Raw genomic sequence first — 18,184 nt, 5'->3', positions numbered from 1 at the left:
ACATTTTAACAGTGGGGTTTTCATTTTATCTACTCGTCTTCTGAAATGTCATCTTTATAAATTTATCTGTCTTCGTTTCAAATTCTACATCAACAAAAACACCATATTCTTTTCCATCTTCACGTAGCCACAATTTAAATTTTTCAACCGTTATTTGAACGGTTTTCGGTTTTCTACCTATATGAAGGTAATCAATAATCTCCGCTTTTGGGTATTGTTCTTTCGTCTTTTCTACAGCAAGTTTCCCCCATTTGGCATACGGAGGCTGCGCATGAACAATTGATGGGACAGTATATATATTTGAACATGTAGTTATGAACAAAATGACGAGTGCGATACGCTTTAACAATTTTTTCATGATGAACTCCTTTTATATTTTTTTATATTGTTTACATATTTTTTCAACGATATGAGTTTGGATTTTTTTGTCTTCTTTACATAAAAGCGAGGCTTTTACAAAACATAACCAAGAAATCATTTCCGTAATTAAGGAGGGAAAATCATGCGTCAAAAAGCTATTTTTAAAATAGCAATTTTACTTGCTTTCATAGGACTATCTTTGATGGTAAGTAGTATACAACTAAAAAATGTTGAAGCTTTTTCTAATCAAGTCATTCAAAGAGGAGCATCTGGCGAAGATGTCATTGAACTGCAATCTCGTTTGAAATATAACGGATTTTATACGGGAAAAGTGGATGGTGTTTTCGGATGGGGTACATACTGGGCACTTCGAAATTTTCAAGAGAAATTCGGATTACCTGTTGATGGTTTAGCTGGAGCTAAAACGAAGCAAATGCTAGTAAAAGCAACGAAGTATGACAAGTCAACAGCTAATAAAGGAACGACAACGAATAAAGGAAATAGTGGTGGTACTGCACAAGAAAATAAACCATCTCAAAATAAAGGGACAAATGTTCCAAATGGTTATTCTCAAAATGACATTCAGCTTATGGCAAACGCAGTATATGGAGAATCTCGTGGTGAACCGTACTTAGGGCAAGTTGCAGTAGCTGCGGTTATTTTAAATCGAGTTACAAGTGCCTCATTCCCAAATACCGTTTCGGGTGTAATCTTTGAGCCAAGAGCATTTACAGCGGTAGCAGACGGACAAATATATTTAACGCCAAATGAAACAGCGAAAAAAGCTGTATTAGATGCAGTTAATGGATGGGATCCAACAGGAAATGCATTGTACTATTTCAATCCAGATACCGCAACAAGTAAATGGATTTGGACTCGTCCACAAATTAAAAAGATCGGGAAACATATTTTCTGTAAATAGAGCGGAGGTGGAACTATGTTACGAGGTATTATAATCGTATTATTAACAGTCGGTGTAGTTGGAACAGGATATTGGGGCTACAAAGAACATCAAGAGAAGAATGCAGTATTAATTCGAGCAGAAAATAGCTATCAACGTGCGTTTCATGATTTAGCATATGAGGTTGATTTATTGCACGACAAAATTGGAACAACGCTCGCGATGAATTCACGTGCATCTTTATCACCTGCATTAGCAGACGTATGGAGAATAACATCTGTAGCTCGTTCGGATGTAGGACAACTGCCTTTAACATTAATGCCTTTTAATAAAACGGAAGAATTTTTAGCAAATATCGGTGATTTTAGTTACCGTGCAGCCATTCGTGATTTAGAAAAAGAGCCGTTAAATGATCAAGAATACAAAACGTTGGAAACTTTATATTCAAATGCAGGCAATATACAAGATGAACTAAGAAAAGTACAACATCTTGTTTTGAAGAATAATTTACGCTGGATGGATGTTGAGATGGCACTCGCATCAAATCGTGATCCTGCAGACAATACAATTATTGATGGATTAAAAACAGTAGAGAAAAACGTAACATCGTATTCGTCTACAAACTTCGGACCGACCTTTACTAGTGCGCAAAAAAATAAAAAAGGCGGATTTGAAGCAGAAGGAAAAGCAATTTCTAAAGATGAAGCGGCGAAAATCGCAAAATCATTTTTGAATTTAAAAGGAAATGAAAAAGTAGATGTTGAGAAAAGCGGAAAAGGTGCGAAAGAATCTTTCTATAGTGTGAAAATTAAAGATCCAGCAACGAATAATGAGTTTTATATGGATATTACCGGAAAAGGCGGATATCCAATTTGGGTTATGAATAACCGAGAAATTAAAGAACAGAAAATTAGTTTAAACGATGCAGGAAGTAAAGGTTTGAAATTTTTAAAGGACCACAAGTTTAATAATATGGAGCTTTTTGATAGCTCACAATATGATAACGTTGGTGTATTTACGTATGTAGTAAATGAGAATGGCGTACGAATTTATCCAGAAGCAATTCAAATGAAAATTGCTTTAGATGATGGTTCTATCGTTGGTTTTTCTGCAAAAGAATATTTAGCATCACACCAAAAACGAACAGTTCCCTCAGCAAAGCTAACTGCAGCAGAAGCAAGAAAGAAAATCAATCCAGATGTTAAAGTTATGGAAGAACGTAAAGCCGTAGTTGTAAATGATTTGCATAATGAAGTACTTTGCTATGAATTTGTAGGTACTTTAGGGAAAGATACGTACCAAATTTTCATTAATGCAAATAGCGGAGCAGAGGAAAAAGTGAAGAAAATGCAAGCTGTTGAAAAAATTTATGATTAAACTTTAATAGTAAAGTGGTGAGAATAATGAAGATCTTAATATATATGTTGATGCTTTGCTTTTTTATAACAGGATGCAGTATTGGAAAAAAGGACAATCCAAACGAAAAACCGGAGCAAAAAAATGTTTCGACGAAAAATGTTAATTATACAAACAAACCAAATAAGCCAAATGAAAAAGCGGCGGACCATTTAGCATCTTTAGCCGCAAGTGTGCCAGGTGTGAATGATGCAACAGCGGTAGTTGTGGGGAAATATGCTATTGTAGGTATTGATGTAAAAGCGAAACTCGATCGAACTCGCGTGGAGTCCATTAAATACTCTGTAGCAGAAAGTTTAAAAAACGATCCGGATGGTGCTAATGCAGTCGTTGTAGCGGATGTTGATACGTATGAACGACTGAAACAAATTGGAAAACAAATTAAAAAAGGAAAAACAGGTGAAGGTATACTTGATGAGTTAGCAGCAATTGTTGGCCGAGTAATGCCACAAGTTCCAAATGACATGATTGAAAATCGAGAAACGAATCCAATTAAAGATAATGATAAACAATTACCAAAAGATGAAGAACAAGAACTAAGAAAAGAACAGAATGACCAATCAAATAATCATTTGAATAAATAAAGTTAACCCCGTACTTAATTGTACGGGGATTTTTCAATATAATATTTAATATTCAGTTTATTTTTAAGGAAATATATGGTTTAATTATGGTGGGAGGGACAACTGTTATGATGAAAAAAAGCGCATTAATAGTATGTAGTTTATGCTTAGGTTTCAGTATGACAGCGTGTGAACAGAAGAAAGAAGTAAAAAAACAAACAGCGACTTCTTCTACTGTGTTGGAAAGTGAGAAGAAAGAGTCTATCAATATAAATCATTTCTCGAATATAAATGAAGGAATGACTTATATTGAAGTGAAAGATGTAATTGGTTTTGATGGTAATTTACTTATAGAAGAAGGTGTAGAAGATTCTACACAAATTAAACAAATTTTTTCATGGAAGGGAAGCGATCCAACTTCATTAGTTGAAATTACCTTTTTAGATGGAAAAGTGCATTCAAAAGCGCAGCAAGGTTTAAGTTAATAAGTTGAAAAATGGGAGAGTTTAGCATGAACATACATACAGGGGAAATTCAATTAGTTCCGTATAAGGAGAAGTATAAAGAAGTTATACAAACATTTACTTTACCAAGTGAACAAGTTCAATTCACATTAGATCCAGGTGAATTATTGGTGAAAGCAAAAAGTGATCGAACAAAAAATGTGATTGTTATTTTAGATTACAATGGGGTACCTGTTGGTCTTTTCGCATTGCAAACAGGGGATAGAGTACAGGAGTTCACAGACAATCAAGATGCTTTACTTTTAACTTCGTTTTCTATAAATCACAATAGGCAAAGGAAAGGATATGCTAAAAAATCATTGGCATTATTACAAGAGTTTGTAAAACGTTATTTCCCGATAAAAAATGAGGTTGTACTTGCTGTGAATGAAAAAAATATTCCTGCACAAAATTTATATGAAAAAGTCGGCTTCCAAGATAAAGGCTTTAGAAGAATGGGACCAATTGGTCAACAAATTATAATGCATTTACCTATCATGAAATAACGAGAAGAAAAACTTACTCTTGCATAACAAAGTAGTAAGTTTTTTTATTTAGTACGATATATAATGTAGATTATATATATAAATGAAATAGAAATGAAGGAAATACAAAATGAATCAAGTTAGAAAATGGAATATTGTTGGAGGAAGGGTGATAAAAACCGGAATAGCAGTTTTTCTTACAGTTCTAGTTTGTGAATTTTTCAATATACCTACTATTTTTGCTGTCATCACGGCTATTGTAACGATTGAGCCAACTGCAACGGATTCTATAAAAAAAGGGCTAGTTCGTTTTCCAGCTTCAACAATTGGATCGGCGTATGCAATGACTTTCACATTTTCCCTAGGTCATCAGGCTCTTTCTTACGCGTTAGCAGCGATGTTTACAATCGTTACATGTCAAAAACTAAAGTTACATGCGGGAACGTTAGTCGCAACATTAACTGCTGTTGCAATGATCCCTATTACGACAGATCATTATTTCACTGCATTTTTAATTCGATTAGCTACTACATCTACTGGTATTATAGTATCTACTTTAGTGAATTTTTTCATTTTGCCACCACACTACCTTAAAACCATTTCGGGATGTACAGAGGAGTTATTTGTTAAAACTGCAAATATTATGGAGGAATGGCTTAATGCATTAATTGAAGGGAAAGTTATAACGAAAGAGACAACCTATAATCTATCTAATTTGAATTTATCATTACATAAAGCGGTACAATTTGTTCAATATGAGCAAAAAGATTGGAAATATCATCGACATACAAAGAAGGAAATGAGAAGCTTTTTAGCCATGCAGAAGCAACTCCATATATTGCAGCAAATTATTTACCATATAGATAATTTAGCTCGAGCACCAATTGAAACATGAGACTGGTCACAAAATAAAAAAGAGATATTACAGCGAACGGTTCATTCTGTAATTTCTATATTAAGAAATAATTGTAATGAAATAGATGAAGAACATTTTAAACTGATTGATGAATTAGACAAAAAATTTTAGGATTATAAAAATGATTTAGGACATTGTAAACCAAATCAATAACATCATCACTTTTCAAGCGAATCTATCATTTTGTTTGAGGTATTATCTATACATGATATGTTAGAGGAATTAAAACAAATATCCGAGAAATATGAGAGTGAAAATCAACTCAATTGTTCGGCTCATTTAAATGGGGAGGATTGATATGACAATTTATATTACATTACTAAGAGGAATCAATGTAGGTGGGCATAAGGTAATCAAAATGGCGGATTTAAAACAAATGTTTGAATCAATAGAGTTAAAACAAGTAAAAACATATATTCAAAGCGGTAATATCGTGTTCGAATCTGAAAAAGATGTTGATTTTTTAAATAAACGAATACAATCGGAAATTAAAAACGTTTTTGGTTTTGATGTTCCAGTCATGTTAAGAACACATGAGGAATTTATAAATATGATAAAAAGATGCCCCTATGAAGCCGATTCATTGCTAGAAGGGGAAAGTATACATGTTGCTTTCTTAGCAAACGAACTTTCTGAAAAAGAAAAAGATCAGCTGCTTATGCAAAAAAATGAGACTGAAGATTGCTATATTCATGAAAAAGTTGTGTATTTATTTTTCAAAAATAGCATTCGAAATTCTAAATTAATGAACCAGTTTCAGAAGTTACATACACCAGCTACAGTAAGAAATTGGCGGACTGTGAATAAATTAAAAGCGATAGTTGAGGGGATGTAAAGAAATACGGTAAAGTATATTGGAATACGATTGACAATAGATTAACATCTACAGAAAAGAAAACTCTTAGAGACGTATTACTTAGGGTAGATAAATGTTTAAGAGACTATGGTTATAGTATAAAATAAAACGAATTAAGAGGTAGGTAAGATGGGGAAATTTGTGAAAGACCAAAGGGTAGTTGCATTTACATTAGAGGGGTTAGCACCATGTACAGTTATAAGAGTTGGTTGGATTTTTATCATGGTACAAGTAGAAGAAACGAAGCACCTATACTCAGTTACAAAAGGTAAGATAACGTCTATAGAAGAGGATAAACACTATTTTTTAGAAGAGAGTTTTGATGAAGAAGGGGTTTTTGATATTGGTAGAGTTTTTGGTGCGATTGAAACAACAGACATGGAACTTGCAAAGAAATCATTTGAAGAAAATGAAGACTTCAAGAAATACGAAGATTTTCACAATCCATCAGAAGGGAAACTGTATGGTGGAGAGTACTATACTACAATCAAAACAGGTAAAGAGTTACTAGAACAATACTTTAATCGAGAAGGAATAGAGTGTAATGGTACAAATTAAATTAGATGTGAAAACAGTTAAAAGTCAAATCTTATTTATGTTAGGTATATAGATTAATAAAAAATTTTTATATTTTATTATTGGGAGGACGAAGTAATGGATTTGGTAAACAAATTTTTAAACGGCTTGAGAGCAGCATTATCAACAGATGATCTCGAAACACTAAATAAAGCGTGCGGTGCTACAAAAGAGGATATTGATACATTAAGGCTAGAATATCCAAATTGTCCAGAATCACTAATCTCTTTTCTTGAAAATATTGATGGTACATATTGGCGGAAATATGGAGAAAATAAAGTTGCGGTATGTATTTTAGGCTCAGATGTTGAAGAGTATCCATATTATTTGCTTTCTACACAGCAGATGCTCGAAAGTTCAAAAGAAGAAGAAGACGTATCCTATCTTTTAGAATACCAAGATGACGAGGATACTGTTGATTCTAAGATAAATCCAAAAGGACTTCTCCCTGGCACTTATATTCATTTTTCAGACTGTATGAACAATGGTGGAACATCAAGGACTCTATATTGATTTTAACCCTTCTGATGAAGGTGTATGTGGCCAAATCATTTGTTTTTTGCACGACCCTGATGAATATGAAGTGATTGCAAACAGCTTTGATGAGTATTTACAGAATCTTATTGATGGTGATTTTAATTTTCTAGAAAAAGAATCCCAATAATTTTTTTACAAACTCATTTAAAAGGTTAGAAATTAAACAACTTTAAAGAGCCTTACTACAATATGATTTGTAGCGAGGCTCTTATATTTTTTAATCAAAATTAAATAACATTATTATCACTTTACAAAATCTCATCTTTTTATTTATATTGTTTTGCGACTATAAGTTCGACGATAGGATAAATAAAGAACGAAGAACAAAGTGCGATAAAAAGAGGAAGATTCTTTATTTCATCGAGTATTAGGAATGAAAATCCTTCTGATAATATTACAATAAAAAACATAAGGCATATAAGTGCAAAATAAGCAATTTTAAAGCTTTTATATTTAATTTGTTGTCCCATTTCATCTTTGCTTTCTTCCGATACTCCGTTTGGATCTCCCCAAGTAATTTGATTAAGTAAATTACCAAGTATTAACGAAAAAGCGAATATTGTCCCTCCAAAAATCGAACCTTCCGTTACATATTTATATGCGCCATGTATGAGAACTCCGATTAATGATAAAACGATAATTATGAAAATAAATTTTTTATGATTCAATTTAGAAATGACACCTCCTGTGATGTAAAAAACTCTTTACATCCATAGTATAAAATTGGAAAAGTTTAATGTCAAATACTTTTTACATAAATGGTGCAAGAATATGATATTTTGTTTTTACGATTTATAAAAAATTACATTACATTTGAATGTAAAAGAAAGGGCTCGCATATATTTGGAAGGGATGTCAGATTAATTTAGGGGGTAGTTATGTCTATTCTATTAAAAGCTGGTGCTGATGCAGGAAATAACGGTTTGAAGTTAATGGTGAAAGGGCAAGACCCTATTTTTATTCCAAGTATATATTCTTTATATATAGGAGAGCCTACAGGATTGTTAGATGAGAGTGATGTTTCATTATCTGAATTAGAAAATCACATTGATGTGACCATTAGTTCTCCATCGCTAATGTTAAATAACGTGCGGTATATCGTTGGGGAAAAAGTCATTCAAGATCAATTAAAAGGTACTGAGGTTGAGAAGAAATCAAATAAGTCAACTGATGAGTTAATGGTTATTACAATTCTATCTGGTTTAGCAGTAAGTGCTATGCGTCAAAGTCCAACTTCTAGTCATATTAATATTCGTTATGATTTATCTGTTGCTCTTCCTATGCAGCTTATTACACAAGAAATAGCTGCGGAAAATGCGAAACGTTATATGGGCAATCATAAGGTTGTGTTCCATTATCCAAACGGACGTGATGTGACAATTAATATTTCAATCGAATATTGTAAATGCCTACCTGAAGGCGCTTCTGGTACGTGGGGCATTGTATATGATGAAGAAGGAAATGTAGTGAAACATAAAATAGAATGTGAACAAAATCAAGTTTCAGAAATTGATTTTGTTGATAAAACTTTATTGTCTTTTGATATTGGTGCAGGGACGACAGAAGAAGTAGTTTCACTAGGTGTGAACTTTAGACCACAACTAAGTAAGGGCTTATCATACGGTGTGAAAGAAACGTTACTACAAATTATTACAAGATGGAATCGGAAGTATCCAACAAAGACGATTGATAGTATTACAGAGTTTAACCAAATTTATTTAAATGAAAAGCACCCAAGAAATGCGTTACTAGTTGAAGAATCACAACCAGCATTATTAGGTTTAGCAGCGCGTGTCGCAACAGATATCATAAACAAAATTGATGACATGAAAGACGATCCATACGTATTTATTTATGGCGGGGGCGCAGTAATTATTAAAAACAGTTTAAAAATGATTTTAAAACAAAAAGGACGACTAACAAATGTAATCTTTGTAGATAATCCATTATTTACAAATGCACGTGGATTATTAGTCTACACTTGTTCGCCAAAATATAGAGAGCATAAGCAAAAAGATTTAGGATTTACAAACTTAACGATAAGTTAGTTGGTGGAAGTATGCGATCTAGGCGATATAAACGTGGTGATCGAGTAAAAATCAATATTCATAAATCAGTATCACCTGAAATGATTGCATGGCTGAATAAACAATCAAACCCAACCAATTTCTTTTTCTTTGCAGCGCAGCAACTCTTTAAACAAGTAGGAGATATTGATGTGTCAAAAGCCATACCAAGTAGCCATGTTTTCTCATTATACGTGGAGCCATCATCTTTATTAAAGGTCGAAGTAAATCCCTTTAAAAACGTGCCACTAGAAGCTAATAAATCCACCGATAATATAAAAAAAAAATCATGGGAATCTGTTGATCAATTAGATTGTCCGTTTTTTTAAACATAGAAAAAATAAGTATTGCCCATCACTATACATACGGATACAGTGATGGGCTTTTTTACATGTAACGAATAGAAGGGGCACAAATTATGGTGTGCCCCTTCTATTCGTTATTTATCTATATTTTAGATGTATGTTCAATAACTGCATGAATGATGTCTTCCCAGTCATCAGGATGATTTTCATGTCCTGCGCCTTCAAGGGTTAGTAGGACTGAGTTAGGAATTTCATCAATAAGTGCGAGACCATGTTCAAAAGGGAGTGCAGTATCGTCTGTTCCGTGAATAACTAATGTAGGTGCTTGTATGGAGTGAAGCACACCTTCATAAGCATCATCACCTTGAAGTAAAGCGTGATTAAACATACTTAGTAGATTGTTTGCGCGTTCTATTTCTTGTTTTACTTGATTATAGACTCTTTTTTCATCAAATGTTCGTTTGGACCCACATAATAGGCGAGATCCGGAAACTAAATATTTTGCTACAACATTTTTATTTGTCCAATCTAAATGCGTGCCATTTGCGTGATGTGTTAAAATTCTTTCGTCCATCGGAGGTAAATCGCGCGTGTTATCGTCAGAGCCTATCACACTTGTAGCCAGTAATGTTAACGTTAAAATTCTTTCGGGATGTTTTACAGCAACAATTTGAGCGATCATTCCACCTAATGACATACCGAATAGATGTGCTTTATCAATATGATAAGCATCGAGGACCCCAATTGCATCTTCAGCCATATCTGTAACTGTATAATTGGAAGTTCCAGGCTCATATGTAACAGAGCATCCCACATCACGGTTATCAAAACGAATAACAAATTTCCCCGTGTTAGCTAACTGTTCACAAAACTCTTCATCCCAATAAACCATTGAACACGTAGCACCCATAATTAATAAAATAGCTGGGTTTTTAGGGTTCCCAAAGCTTTCTGTACATATATCAATCCCGTTTATTTTAAATATCTTTTCAGTCATAGAGTTCTCCCCATTTCTTTTGAATGTAATTGAAAATACAGTTTTGAGTGATTCTAAGTTGAGTGTACGTTTTCTTACGGAATTCATAACGCTTCTTACGTAATTACCCCCAAAAATAAGTTTATGATAATTCAAGGCAAAAAATTTTGAGAAATATTTGTATGTTATTAAAATAAATAGCAAGGAGGAATGGACATGAAAGCAATTGTTATAGATCAATATGGTAATGTTGAAGAATTAAAAGAAAGAGAAGTTTTAAAACCAATTGTTAAAGGTAACGAGGTATTGATACGTATTCTCGCGACATCTGTTAATCCTGTTGATTGGAAAATAAGAAAAGGAGACTTACAAGAACAGTTGCGATTTTCATTTCCAATTATTTTAGGGTTGGATGTAGCTGGGGTTATTGAAGAAGTTGGGGAAGAGGTAGAGTGCTTCAAAGTAGGAGATAAAGTATTTACGAAACCTGAAAATATAGGGAAGGGCTCTTATGCTGAATTTATTACAGTAAAATCGGATTTATTATCTTATATGCCTACTAATCTAAGTTTCGAAGAGGCAGCTTCTATTCCTCTTGCAGGACTTACAGCGTGGCAAAGTCTTGTAGATTACGCAAAAATAAAAGAACATGACCGAGTACTCATTCATGCTGGAGCTGGTGGAGTTGGAAGTTTGGCAATCCAAATCGCAAAATCATTTGGAGCTTTTGTTGCGACAACCGCAAGTAGTAAGAATGAAGAGTTTTTAAAGTCTTTAGGAGCAGATCTCGTTATTGATTATAAAAAAGATAAATTTGAAGAGTTACTATCAGATTTCGATATTGTATTAGATACAATAGGTGGCGAAGTACAAGAAAAAAGCTTTCAAATTATAAAATCTGGTGGTGTGTTAGTTTCGATTGTTCATGAGCCAATTCAAAAAGTAAAAGGGATAAAATCAGGGTTTTTATGGCTAAAACCAAACGGAAAGCAATTAGAAGCATTATCAAAATTAATTGTACACGGAAAAATAAAACCAATTATAAGTAAAGTTGTGCCGTTTAATGAAGAGGGGGTTAGAGAAGCTCATATTTTGAGTGAATGTCAACATATTAGAGGTAAAATTGTAATGAAAGTCGGAGGATAATGAAAATAGTGGCTTGTAGAGAAAGTGAAGTTGAACTACAAAAACGCAGAAAAAAATACTATCCAAAAAGTCACATTTTCATTTTGGATAGTATTTTTTATTGGATATGTAATGTTATTTCTATAATATACAGTTTCGTATTGTATCATGTAATTTCTCTAAACCAATCAACATATCTTTTTCATTTAACATCGAGTAGCTAATCCGTAATTGGTTATTACTTATATCTGTATTTAATAGACAAGCTGTTCCTGGTAAAAAAGAGACATCTACTTCATTTGCTTTTTGTAATAAGGTAAAGGGATCTATCGAATCAGGAAGTGTAATCCATAAATTAAAGCCACCATTTGGTATTTCAAATCGTAATTCTTTAAGTGGTGATAACATATCAATAGTTATATCACGTCTAATTTGTAAAGCCGTACGTAATTTTTCTAAATGATTTTTCATACGTTCTGCACGTAAAAAAGGAAGGAGTGCTTTTTGCGTTAATAAAGGACTACCGATATCCATTGAACCTTTTACAGCATATAACCATTCAAAAATAGGCCCATCGGCAATAAGAGATGCGATACGCAATCCTGGTGCTAACGTTTTACTAAATCCTTTTATATATATTACATGACCATTCGTATCAAAATTTTTGATAGGAGAGGAAATAGTAGCACCCTCAAAATATATTTCTCCGAAAGAATCATCTTCAATTATAAAAAACTCATATAGCTCTGCTAGTTCTATAAGTTCCATTCGCCGTTCATTACTCATTACTGTACCTGTCGGGTTCTGGAAAGTTGGATTCGTATACAATAATACGGGATTTTTACTTTGACAAATATCATCGATTAAGTCGGAGCGAACTCCATGATTATCAAGAGAAACTGGTATAATTTTAGCACCTTTATTGATGAAAATATCAAGCGCAGCACTGTAACAAGGACTTTCCACTAATACAATATCACCAGGTTTTAATAATGTTTGAGCAATTAAATCAATTCCTTGTTGTGCTCCGCTTGTAATTAATAATTTAGATGGATCGGTCACTAAATTTTGGTGTTCACTTAAGTAATTTGCTATTTCAACTCGCAGTTCATAATCACCCTGTACTGGCCCATAAGTTGCTAGGATCATCTGGTCTTTATGAAGTATTTTATGCATTTCGTCTGCTAAGAATGGATTTGGCAATAAACGAGGATACAAAATCGCTTGTGAAAAATCGTAATATTTTCGGTGCTGATTCATTGCATATTGAGATCGCATAACATTAATCGTTTTCGTTTGTTGCCATTTGTACGGAATTGGTTTGAAATCTTTCTTTACATGTTTATGTATATAAGCACCTTTTCCTTGCTCAATGCGTATATATTCTTTCTTTTCTAATTGCTTGTATGCTTTACGAACAGTTAATAGGCTAATCTGCAAATCTTCGGCCATAGAGCGTAAAGATGGAAGGAGGTCACCATGCGCAAGCATGCCACTTTGTACTCTTTCAACGATTTGCATATATATTTGTTGGTAATACGGTATGTTGGATTCTTTACGAAGGACAATCTTCATGGTTTCACCTTTTTCGTTTTTATTTTATTAAAGCGAAAAATATAAAGAGAATCAACTACAATTTTAAGTAACTGTTATATACATAGATACACTGTTATACACCATACCTTCTATACTCATGTTAAGAGTAAAAAGGAGGAAGAAAAATGGTCATTTTCAATTATATTTTAGTATGTATTATTTTCGGAACAACATTTTTAACGATAAAAATCGGAATTGAAGCAGGAGCGCCCCCATTATTTTCAGCAGGAATTCGTTTCTTTTTAGCAGGCGTAATTCTGATGATTATATTTAAGTTAAAGCGAAAGGAAATTATGCCACATGTATTTTCAAAACATATTATATATGCTGGTTTTTGCTTAACGTTTATGACATTTGCAACATTGTACTGGGCGGAACAATATATTTCTTCAGGGTTAGCTGCTGTACTTTCTGCTACGGGGCCGATGATGATTTTGTTATTACAAGCAAAGAGAAATAAGACAAAATTGCAAAAGGAGCAACTCGTAGCATTAATTATCGCACTAATAGGTGTTGTTTTTGTTTCTTTACCAGGAACGCACCAAGAAGTAAGTCTCATATGGAGTATCGCTTGTTTTGTGTTAATAATAGGAGAGTTATTTTACGGAATAGGCTCTATTCGCTCAAAAGAAATACTTTCGGATTTACAAAGTGTATCACCATTTCTCATTAATGGTATTCAAATGTTTTACGGAGGGGTATTATTACTAATCGTATCCGTCATAGTAGAACAACCGAATGTATCTGTATTAGCTTCATGGAGTGTACAGTGGCCTATTTTATATCTTATCTTTATCGGATCAATTGGTGGGCACGGATTATATTATTGGCTCTTATCAAAAACAAATCCTGTATTCCCGTCAACGTGGTTATATGTATCACCGTTAATTGCTATTATTGTAGGATATATCATATTAGGAGAACCTTTAAACCCTACAATGGGAATAGGTGCTTGTTTTATTTTGGTTGGTGTATTTTTAGTTAATCGATCCACACTCCGGAGCTATTTCAAACAAGGGAAATTATTTGAGAAGGAAATGTAGTTGTATAAAGAAGCAGCCCTGTATATAACAGGGCTGCTTGAATTTTTATTCATGATACGGATTGACTTTATTTATTGGAAAGGCGTAATATTATTAAGCTATATGAAAGAGAACTGTAAAAAGAGGGGAGTTATTATGAAAATGAATTGGACTGAAGTAAAGGAAAAAATTCGACCGCAAATTTCAAAACCATCATATGAAACTTGGTTTACTAATACTACTGTTTATTTAGAGGATGATACATTAACAATTTATTGTCCAAATGAATTTGCTCGTGACTGGTTAGAATCTCACTACAAAGAATTAGTATTTCATACATTAAGAGAAATGTTTAATACGACGTTTGAAATTCAGTTTGATCTATGTAATGACGAACCATCAAAGTTGAAAGATGTTCCAAAAGAAAGGCTAAATAGCTGGGATGAAGTAAAGAAAGCGTTAAGGCCAAAATTAGCAGAGAAAACATTTATAACCTGTGTTAGAAATACAAATGCTACTATAGAAGATAATACATTAATAATCTTTTGTGAGGATGCGTTTCATCGTGATTTGCTTGAAGGTGAGTATAAAAATATAATTTCAAGTACCGTACAGAAACTTACTAATGAAGAATATCAAATTTGGTTCGAAATAGAATCAAAAACCACTTCTATCACACATATTTATCATATGCAAAGTAATCCACTCACCTCCGGACAAGAAGAACCCAATACAATTTGGAATGAAATAAAAGGTAAAATGCAATTAATAATTTCAAGACCTTCATATGAAACATGGGTTAAAGAAACGACAGCTAGAATAAATGAAAATTCATTAATCATTTATTTTGAAAACGAATTCCAACAAGGATGGGTTGAAAAGTCTTATAAAGATTTAATTGCGGAAATAGCTAAAGAGTTAACTGGAAATACATATGAACTTCAATTTGAATTAGAATCAAATAAAGATGCAACCAGTAGTGGTGAAAAATCAAAATCACCTACTGAAAATACTATTTTCGAATTATGGGAGCAGTTCAAATCTTCCAATGATGAGTTAAAATATAATAATGTAGAGGATAGCGAAAAACGCATCCAAGCATTAGAAGAAAAAATTGTGAACTTAGAAAAAGTGATTGATACATTAGTGGGAAAATTAGAGGTAGTAGAATTAAAAACACAGTTGGAAAAATAACCAACTGTGTTTTTTACTTAATTTACTTTTTTTATAAACCCTTTATAATGACGTTTCACAAGCTGACTTTCTAACGTCTTCATTGTTTCAAGTGCTACACCGACGATGATAAGTAAGCTTGTACCACCAATTTGTGCAGAAGGTGGTAATGTAGCAATTTTTGTGAATACGAGCGGTAAAATTGAAATGGCACCTAAGAAAATTGCACCGATAAATGTTAAACGGTATAAAATTTTCGTTACATATTGTTCGGTTGATTTACCAGGACGAATACCAGGCACATAGCCATTTTGCTTTTTCAAATTCTCAGCCATTTGTTCAGGGTTTACTTGAATAAATGCGTAGAAGTATGTGAAAGCAACGATCAGACCGACATAAAGCGTCATTCCAAGTGGATGTGCGAAATCAAGATTTGCAACTAACCATTGCGATACGCTTGAATCAGGGAAGAGCTGCGCAATTGTACGCGGCGTCATTAAAAATGCGGAAGCAAAGATAACTGGAATTACACCAGCACTATTTACTTTAAGAGGTAAATGAGTGTTTTTTGCTCCTTGATATTGATTGTTTCCTGAAACAGCTTTTGCATATTGAATCGGTATTTTACGTACAGCTTGTTGAATGTAAATAACACCAACAACTATCGCTAAAATTACGAGACCAATTAAGATCATCTTTATAATGTGCATGAATAATTGATCGCCTGCATTTTGAAATTGTTGCAAATAAATTTGATTCGCAACATTTGGAATCGCCGCAACAAGTCCTGCGAAGATAATCATCGAAATACCGTTACCAACGCCATTAGCGGTAATTTGTTCACCTAACCAAAGTAAAAATGCAGTACCTGCAGTTAAAACTGTCGCAATAAATAAGTATGTAGTCCAGCTTTGATCTGTAATTAATTGTCCACCTGCTATATTATTAAAACCATAAGACATCCCAATGGCTTGTATGAATGCGAGAATGATTGTAAAGTATCGAGTGAATTGAGCTGATTTCTTTCGGCCCATTTCTCCTTGCTTTGCCCATTCCGAAAATTTAGGTATAACGTCCATTTGTAGTAATTGTACTATGATGGAAGCTGTAATATATGGTGTAATACCTACAGCAAAGATTGAGAAGTGTTGCAGTGCTCCTCCGCCAAATACGTTTAGCATACCTAAAACGTTAGCTTGATCTTGTACTTTTAATACCTCTGCGTTAGTATGAGGAACTGGAATAAACGTGCCAATTCGAAAAACAATTAGCATCGCTAGTGTAAAAAGAATTTTGTTTCTTATCTCAGCTACTCTCATGAAATTTGAAATCGTACGAAACATTATGTCGCCTCCTATATTTTTATCAGTTCAAAACTGATGGTTATATCCCGATGAAGTAACCACAAACCTCCTTCCGCATTAAATTCATTTGACAAATGGAATTTTATACACTTTGTAGTTTTCTCGGATATAAAAATATAAGGTGTTTTTTAGCGACCAATAAGCTTTTCGTAATCATTCAATACACATAATATATCGAATAAATTAACAAATGTACATACATACGCATGAAAAATGAATGAATAGGGGCATTTTTTACATTTATTTAATGCTAGATTGATAATTAGGAACGTTTTATGTAGTTGTATTGAAAGGATTCGGTGGAAAGTATTATGGTGTAACTGCAGCACATGATAACTTCAAGGAAATCTTCAAGGATGTTGAGAAAACTCATATATTTAGTCGTGAATTAGAGAAACAGTAGTGAAGGAAAATCTTTCTTCTATAGAGAATATTTCTAACGCAGGAATCTAAGTATATAGGTTCTAATGAAAGGAGAATTCACATGAATACATTTGTAAAGGACAAGTTTTATGAAACGAGAAATCAATTATTTGAGGAAATTACTTTGTTAAGTGATACTCAATTTAATAGAAAACCAGATAAGGATAAATGGAGTATAGCACAAGTTTGTCATCACTTAGTTTTATTAGATGAGAGAGTTATAACGGTTATTTTGTCAGGATTAAAAAAGATGGATAGTTTCCAAAATGAGCGTAAAGAAATTCATACTATTGTATTAGATAGATCAATAAAATTTATAGCACCAGAAATGATTGAACCAAGTATAGAACCATTTGAAGTGCTGCAAATGGTTGATTTGTTAACCGACTCTAGAAAAGCATTGATGCGTTTTCTGAGTACAATAGAAGATGAATCTAAATTGGCAAAAAAATCAGTGATGCATCCAGCTCTTGGAGAATTACTTCTTGATCAGTGGATAGAATTAATCTATTTGCATGAACAACGTCATATAGAACAAATCAAAGAGGTAAAATTGCTTTGTGAAGTTGAAAAGTAAAAATTATTATCTATTTATTGAGCGATTTAGGAAAGCATCAAGGGTTCGAGTGATAAAATATAAGTCCTGATAAGCAGAAGAAAATACGAAACTAGCAGATCTTACTCTTGAATAGGAAACGAATATTCGAAAAAAAACTGAATCCGAATTGTTGTATAAGTGGAACCCCGTCTTAAATGAAGAACGGGGTTATTATTTTTGGAAGTGATCTCAGCATTTTCGTTTAGAAGGAAATAAATTAGCAATGAAATCCGAAAATGTAATCAGCATTACACACTATATCTTTAAGTTATAATGATTTCCGGAAATGAGTTATATGTCCATAATTTTGACAGTACATATACATCTACCGTTGGTTTAGCGCTCTTCACACGTTGGAGGAAGAAGTAAATACTATTCTGCTAGGGGGTATATGCATTTTATTCTCTATATTTTCACAGCAGA

The 18,184-nt window shown here is 33.2% G+C and carries 18 protein-coding genes and 2 pseudogenes; 15 read left to right on the top strand and 5 right to left on the bottom strand.

All coding sequences use genetic code 11. The annotated features are described in order from the left end of the window. Window positions 1-25: 25 nt before the first annotated feature. Complete coding sequence (locus tag ABH961_RS08795) at window positions 26-358, bottom strand: DUF3889 domain-containing protein (protein WP_048547304.1); 333 nt, start codon at window positions 356-358, stop codon at window positions 26-28. Window positions 359-502: 144 nt separating this feature from the next. Here ABH961_RS08795 and sleB point away from each other — a divergent pair, with 144 nt between their 5' ends. The 9 genes and pseudogenes from sleB (at window position 503) to ABH961_RS08750 (ending at window position 7,240) form a co-directional block, all read left to right on the top strand. After that, on the top strand, window positions 503-1,282 hold the full coding sequence (gene sleB / locus ABH961_RS08790) for a spore cortex-lytic enzyme (protein ID WP_048547302.1): 780 nt from the start codon (window positions 503-505) through the stop codon (window positions 1,280-1,282). A 15-nt stretch (window positions 1,283-1,297) separates the two neighbouring features. Continuing rightward, the gene (gene ypeB, locus ABH961_RS08785; RefSeq protein ID WP_048547301.1) at window positions 1,298-2,638 is read left to right on the top strand and encodes a germination protein YpeB; all 1,341 of its coding nucleotides are present in this window, start codon (window positions 1,298-1,300) and stop codon (window positions 2,636-2,638) included. 26 nt (window positions 2,639-2,664) lie between these two features. After that, a complete protein-coding gene (locus ABH961_RS08780) occupies window positions 2,665-3,261 on the top strand; it encodes a YhcN/YlaJ family sporulation lipoprotein (protein WP_048547299.1) in 597 nt (198 codons plus the stop codon). A gap of 107 nt (window positions 3,262-3,368) precedes the next feature. Next, on the top strand, window positions 3,369-3,725 hold the full coding sequence (locus tag ABH961_RS08775; RefSeq protein ID WP_048547297.1) for a hypothetical protein: 357 nt from the start codon (window positions 3,369-3,371) through the stop codon (window positions 3,723-3,725). A gap of 26 nt (window positions 3,726-3,751) precedes the next feature. Next, window positions 3,752-4,249: a GNAT family N-acetyltransferase gene (locus tag ABH961_RS08770; RefSeq protein WP_098847638.1), complete on the top strand. Its 498-nt coding sequence runs from the start codon at window positions 3,752-3,754 to the stop codon at window positions 4,247-4,249. Window positions 4,250-4,358: 109 nt separating this feature from the next. Continuing rightward, a pseudogene (locus ABH961_RS08765) lies at window positions 4,359-5,441 on the top strand (aromatic acid exporter family protein). Window position 5,442: 1 nt separating this feature from the next. Next, a complete protein-coding gene (locus ABH961_RS08760; protein ID WP_098077491.1) occupies window positions 5,443-5,979 on the top strand; it encodes a DUF1697 domain-containing protein in 537 nt (178 codons plus the stop codon). A gap of 150 nt (window positions 5,980-6,129) precedes the next feature. After that, window positions 6,130-6,558 carry a hypothetical protein gene (locus ABH961_RS08755; protein ID WP_048547289.1) on the top strand — a complete coding sequence of 143 codons (429 nt, stop codon included), beginning with the start codon at window positions 6,130-6,132 and terminating at the stop codon, window positions 6,556-6,558. A 96-nt stretch (window positions 6,559-6,654) separates the two neighbouring features. Next, a pseudogene (locus ABH961_RS08750) lies at window positions 6,655-7,240 on the top strand (SMI1/KNR4 family protein). 139 nt (window positions 7,241-7,379) lie between these two features. On the opposite strand, the gene ABH961_RS08745 reads toward ABH961_RS08750, so the two are convergent. Further along, window positions 7,380-7,781 (bottom strand): hypothetical protein, encoded by a 402-nt coding sequence (locus ABH961_RS08745; RefSeq protein ID WP_098642431.1) that lies wholly within the window; start codon window positions 7,779-7,781, stop codon window positions 7,380-7,382. 210 nt (window positions 7,782-7,991) lie between these two features. Between ABH961_RS08745 and ABH961_RS08740 the strand changes: the two genes are divergently transcribed. Both ABH961_RS08740 and ABH961_RS08735 read left to right on the top strand, forming a co-directional pair. After that, window positions 7,992-9,161, top strand: a complete 1,170-nt coding sequence (locus ABH961_RS08740; RefSeq protein WP_404519242.1) for a ParM/StbA family protein — start codon at window positions 7,992-7,994, stop codon at window positions 9,159-9,161. An 11-nt stretch (window positions 9,162-9,172) separates the two neighbouring features. Continuing rightward, window positions 9,173-9,508, top strand: coding sequence for a hypothetical protein (locus ABH961_RS08735; protein WP_001257747.1), 336 nt, complete (start codon window positions 9,173-9,175; stop codon window positions 9,506-9,508). Between the two features lie 118 nt (window positions 9,509-9,626). On the opposite strand, the gene mleBCA is transcribed toward ABH961_RS08735, so the two are convergent. Then, a complete protein-coding gene (gene mleBCA, locus ABH961_RS08730; RefSeq protein ID WP_098067935.1) occupies window positions 9,627-10,481 on the bottom strand; it encodes a BCA family alpha/beta fold macrolide esterase in 855 nt (284 codons plus the stop codon). 195 nt (window positions 10,482-10,676) lie between these two features. Between mleBCA and ABH961_RS08725 the strand changes: the two genes are divergently transcribed. After that, the gene (locus ABH961_RS08725) at window positions 10,677-11,606 is read left to right on the top strand and encodes an NADP-dependent oxidoreductase (protein ID WP_098641833.1); all 930 of its coding nucleotides are present in this window, start codon (window positions 10,677-10,679) and stop codon (window positions 11,604-11,606) included. A 120-nt stretch (window positions 11,607-11,726) separates the two neighbouring features. Here ABH961_RS08725 and pdxR read toward each other — a convergent pair whose 3' ends face one another. After that, entirely contained in the window at window positions 11,727-13,160 is a 1,434-nt protein-coding gene (gene pdxR / locus ABH961_RS08720; RefSeq protein ID WP_087983905.1) for a MocR-like pyridoxine biosynthesis transcription factor PdxR, read from the bottom strand. Between the two features lie 146 nt (window positions 13,161-13,306). On the opposite strand from pdxR, the gene ABH961_RS08715 reads away from it, so the two are divergent. Next, window positions 13,307-14,224: a DMT family transporter gene (locus ABH961_RS08715; protein WP_404519240.1), complete on the top strand. Its 918-nt coding sequence runs from the start codon at window positions 13,307-13,309 to the stop codon at window positions 14,222-14,224. A 135-nt stretch (window positions 14,225-14,359) separates the two neighbouring features. Further along, window positions 14,360-15,397, top strand: coding sequence for a DnaA N-terminal domain-containing protein (locus ABH961_RS08710; protein ID WP_404519325.1), 1,038 nt, complete (start codon window positions 14,360-14,362; stop codon window positions 15,395-15,397). Window positions 15,398-15,414: 17 nt separating this feature from the next. Here ABH961_RS08710 and secY read toward each other — a convergent pair whose 3' ends face one another. Then, the gene (gene secY / locus ABH961_RS08705) at window positions 15,415-16,719 is read right to left on the bottom strand and encodes a preprotein translocase subunit SecY (RefSeq protein WP_087983907.1); all 1,305 of its coding nucleotides are present in this window, start codon (window positions 16,717-16,719) and stop codon (window positions 15,415-15,417) included. A 505-nt stretch (window positions 16,720-17,224) separates the two neighbouring features. On the opposite strand from secY, the gene ABH961_RS08700 reads away from it, so the two are divergent. Then, complete coding sequence (locus tag ABH961_RS08700) at window positions 17,225-17,740, top strand: DinB family protein (RefSeq protein ID WP_060486760.1); 516 nt, start codon at window positions 17,225-17,227, stop codon at window positions 17,738-17,740. Window positions 17,741-18,184 lie beyond the last annotated feature (444 nt).

It is taken from the genome of Bacillus sp. RC251 (assembly GCF_044908765.1).
Classification (GTDB): Bacteria; Bacillota; Bacilli; order Bacillales; family Bacillaceae_G; genus Bacillus_A; species Bacillus_A wiedmannii.
This window is presented reverse-complemented; position numbering and strand designations above follow the sequence as displayed.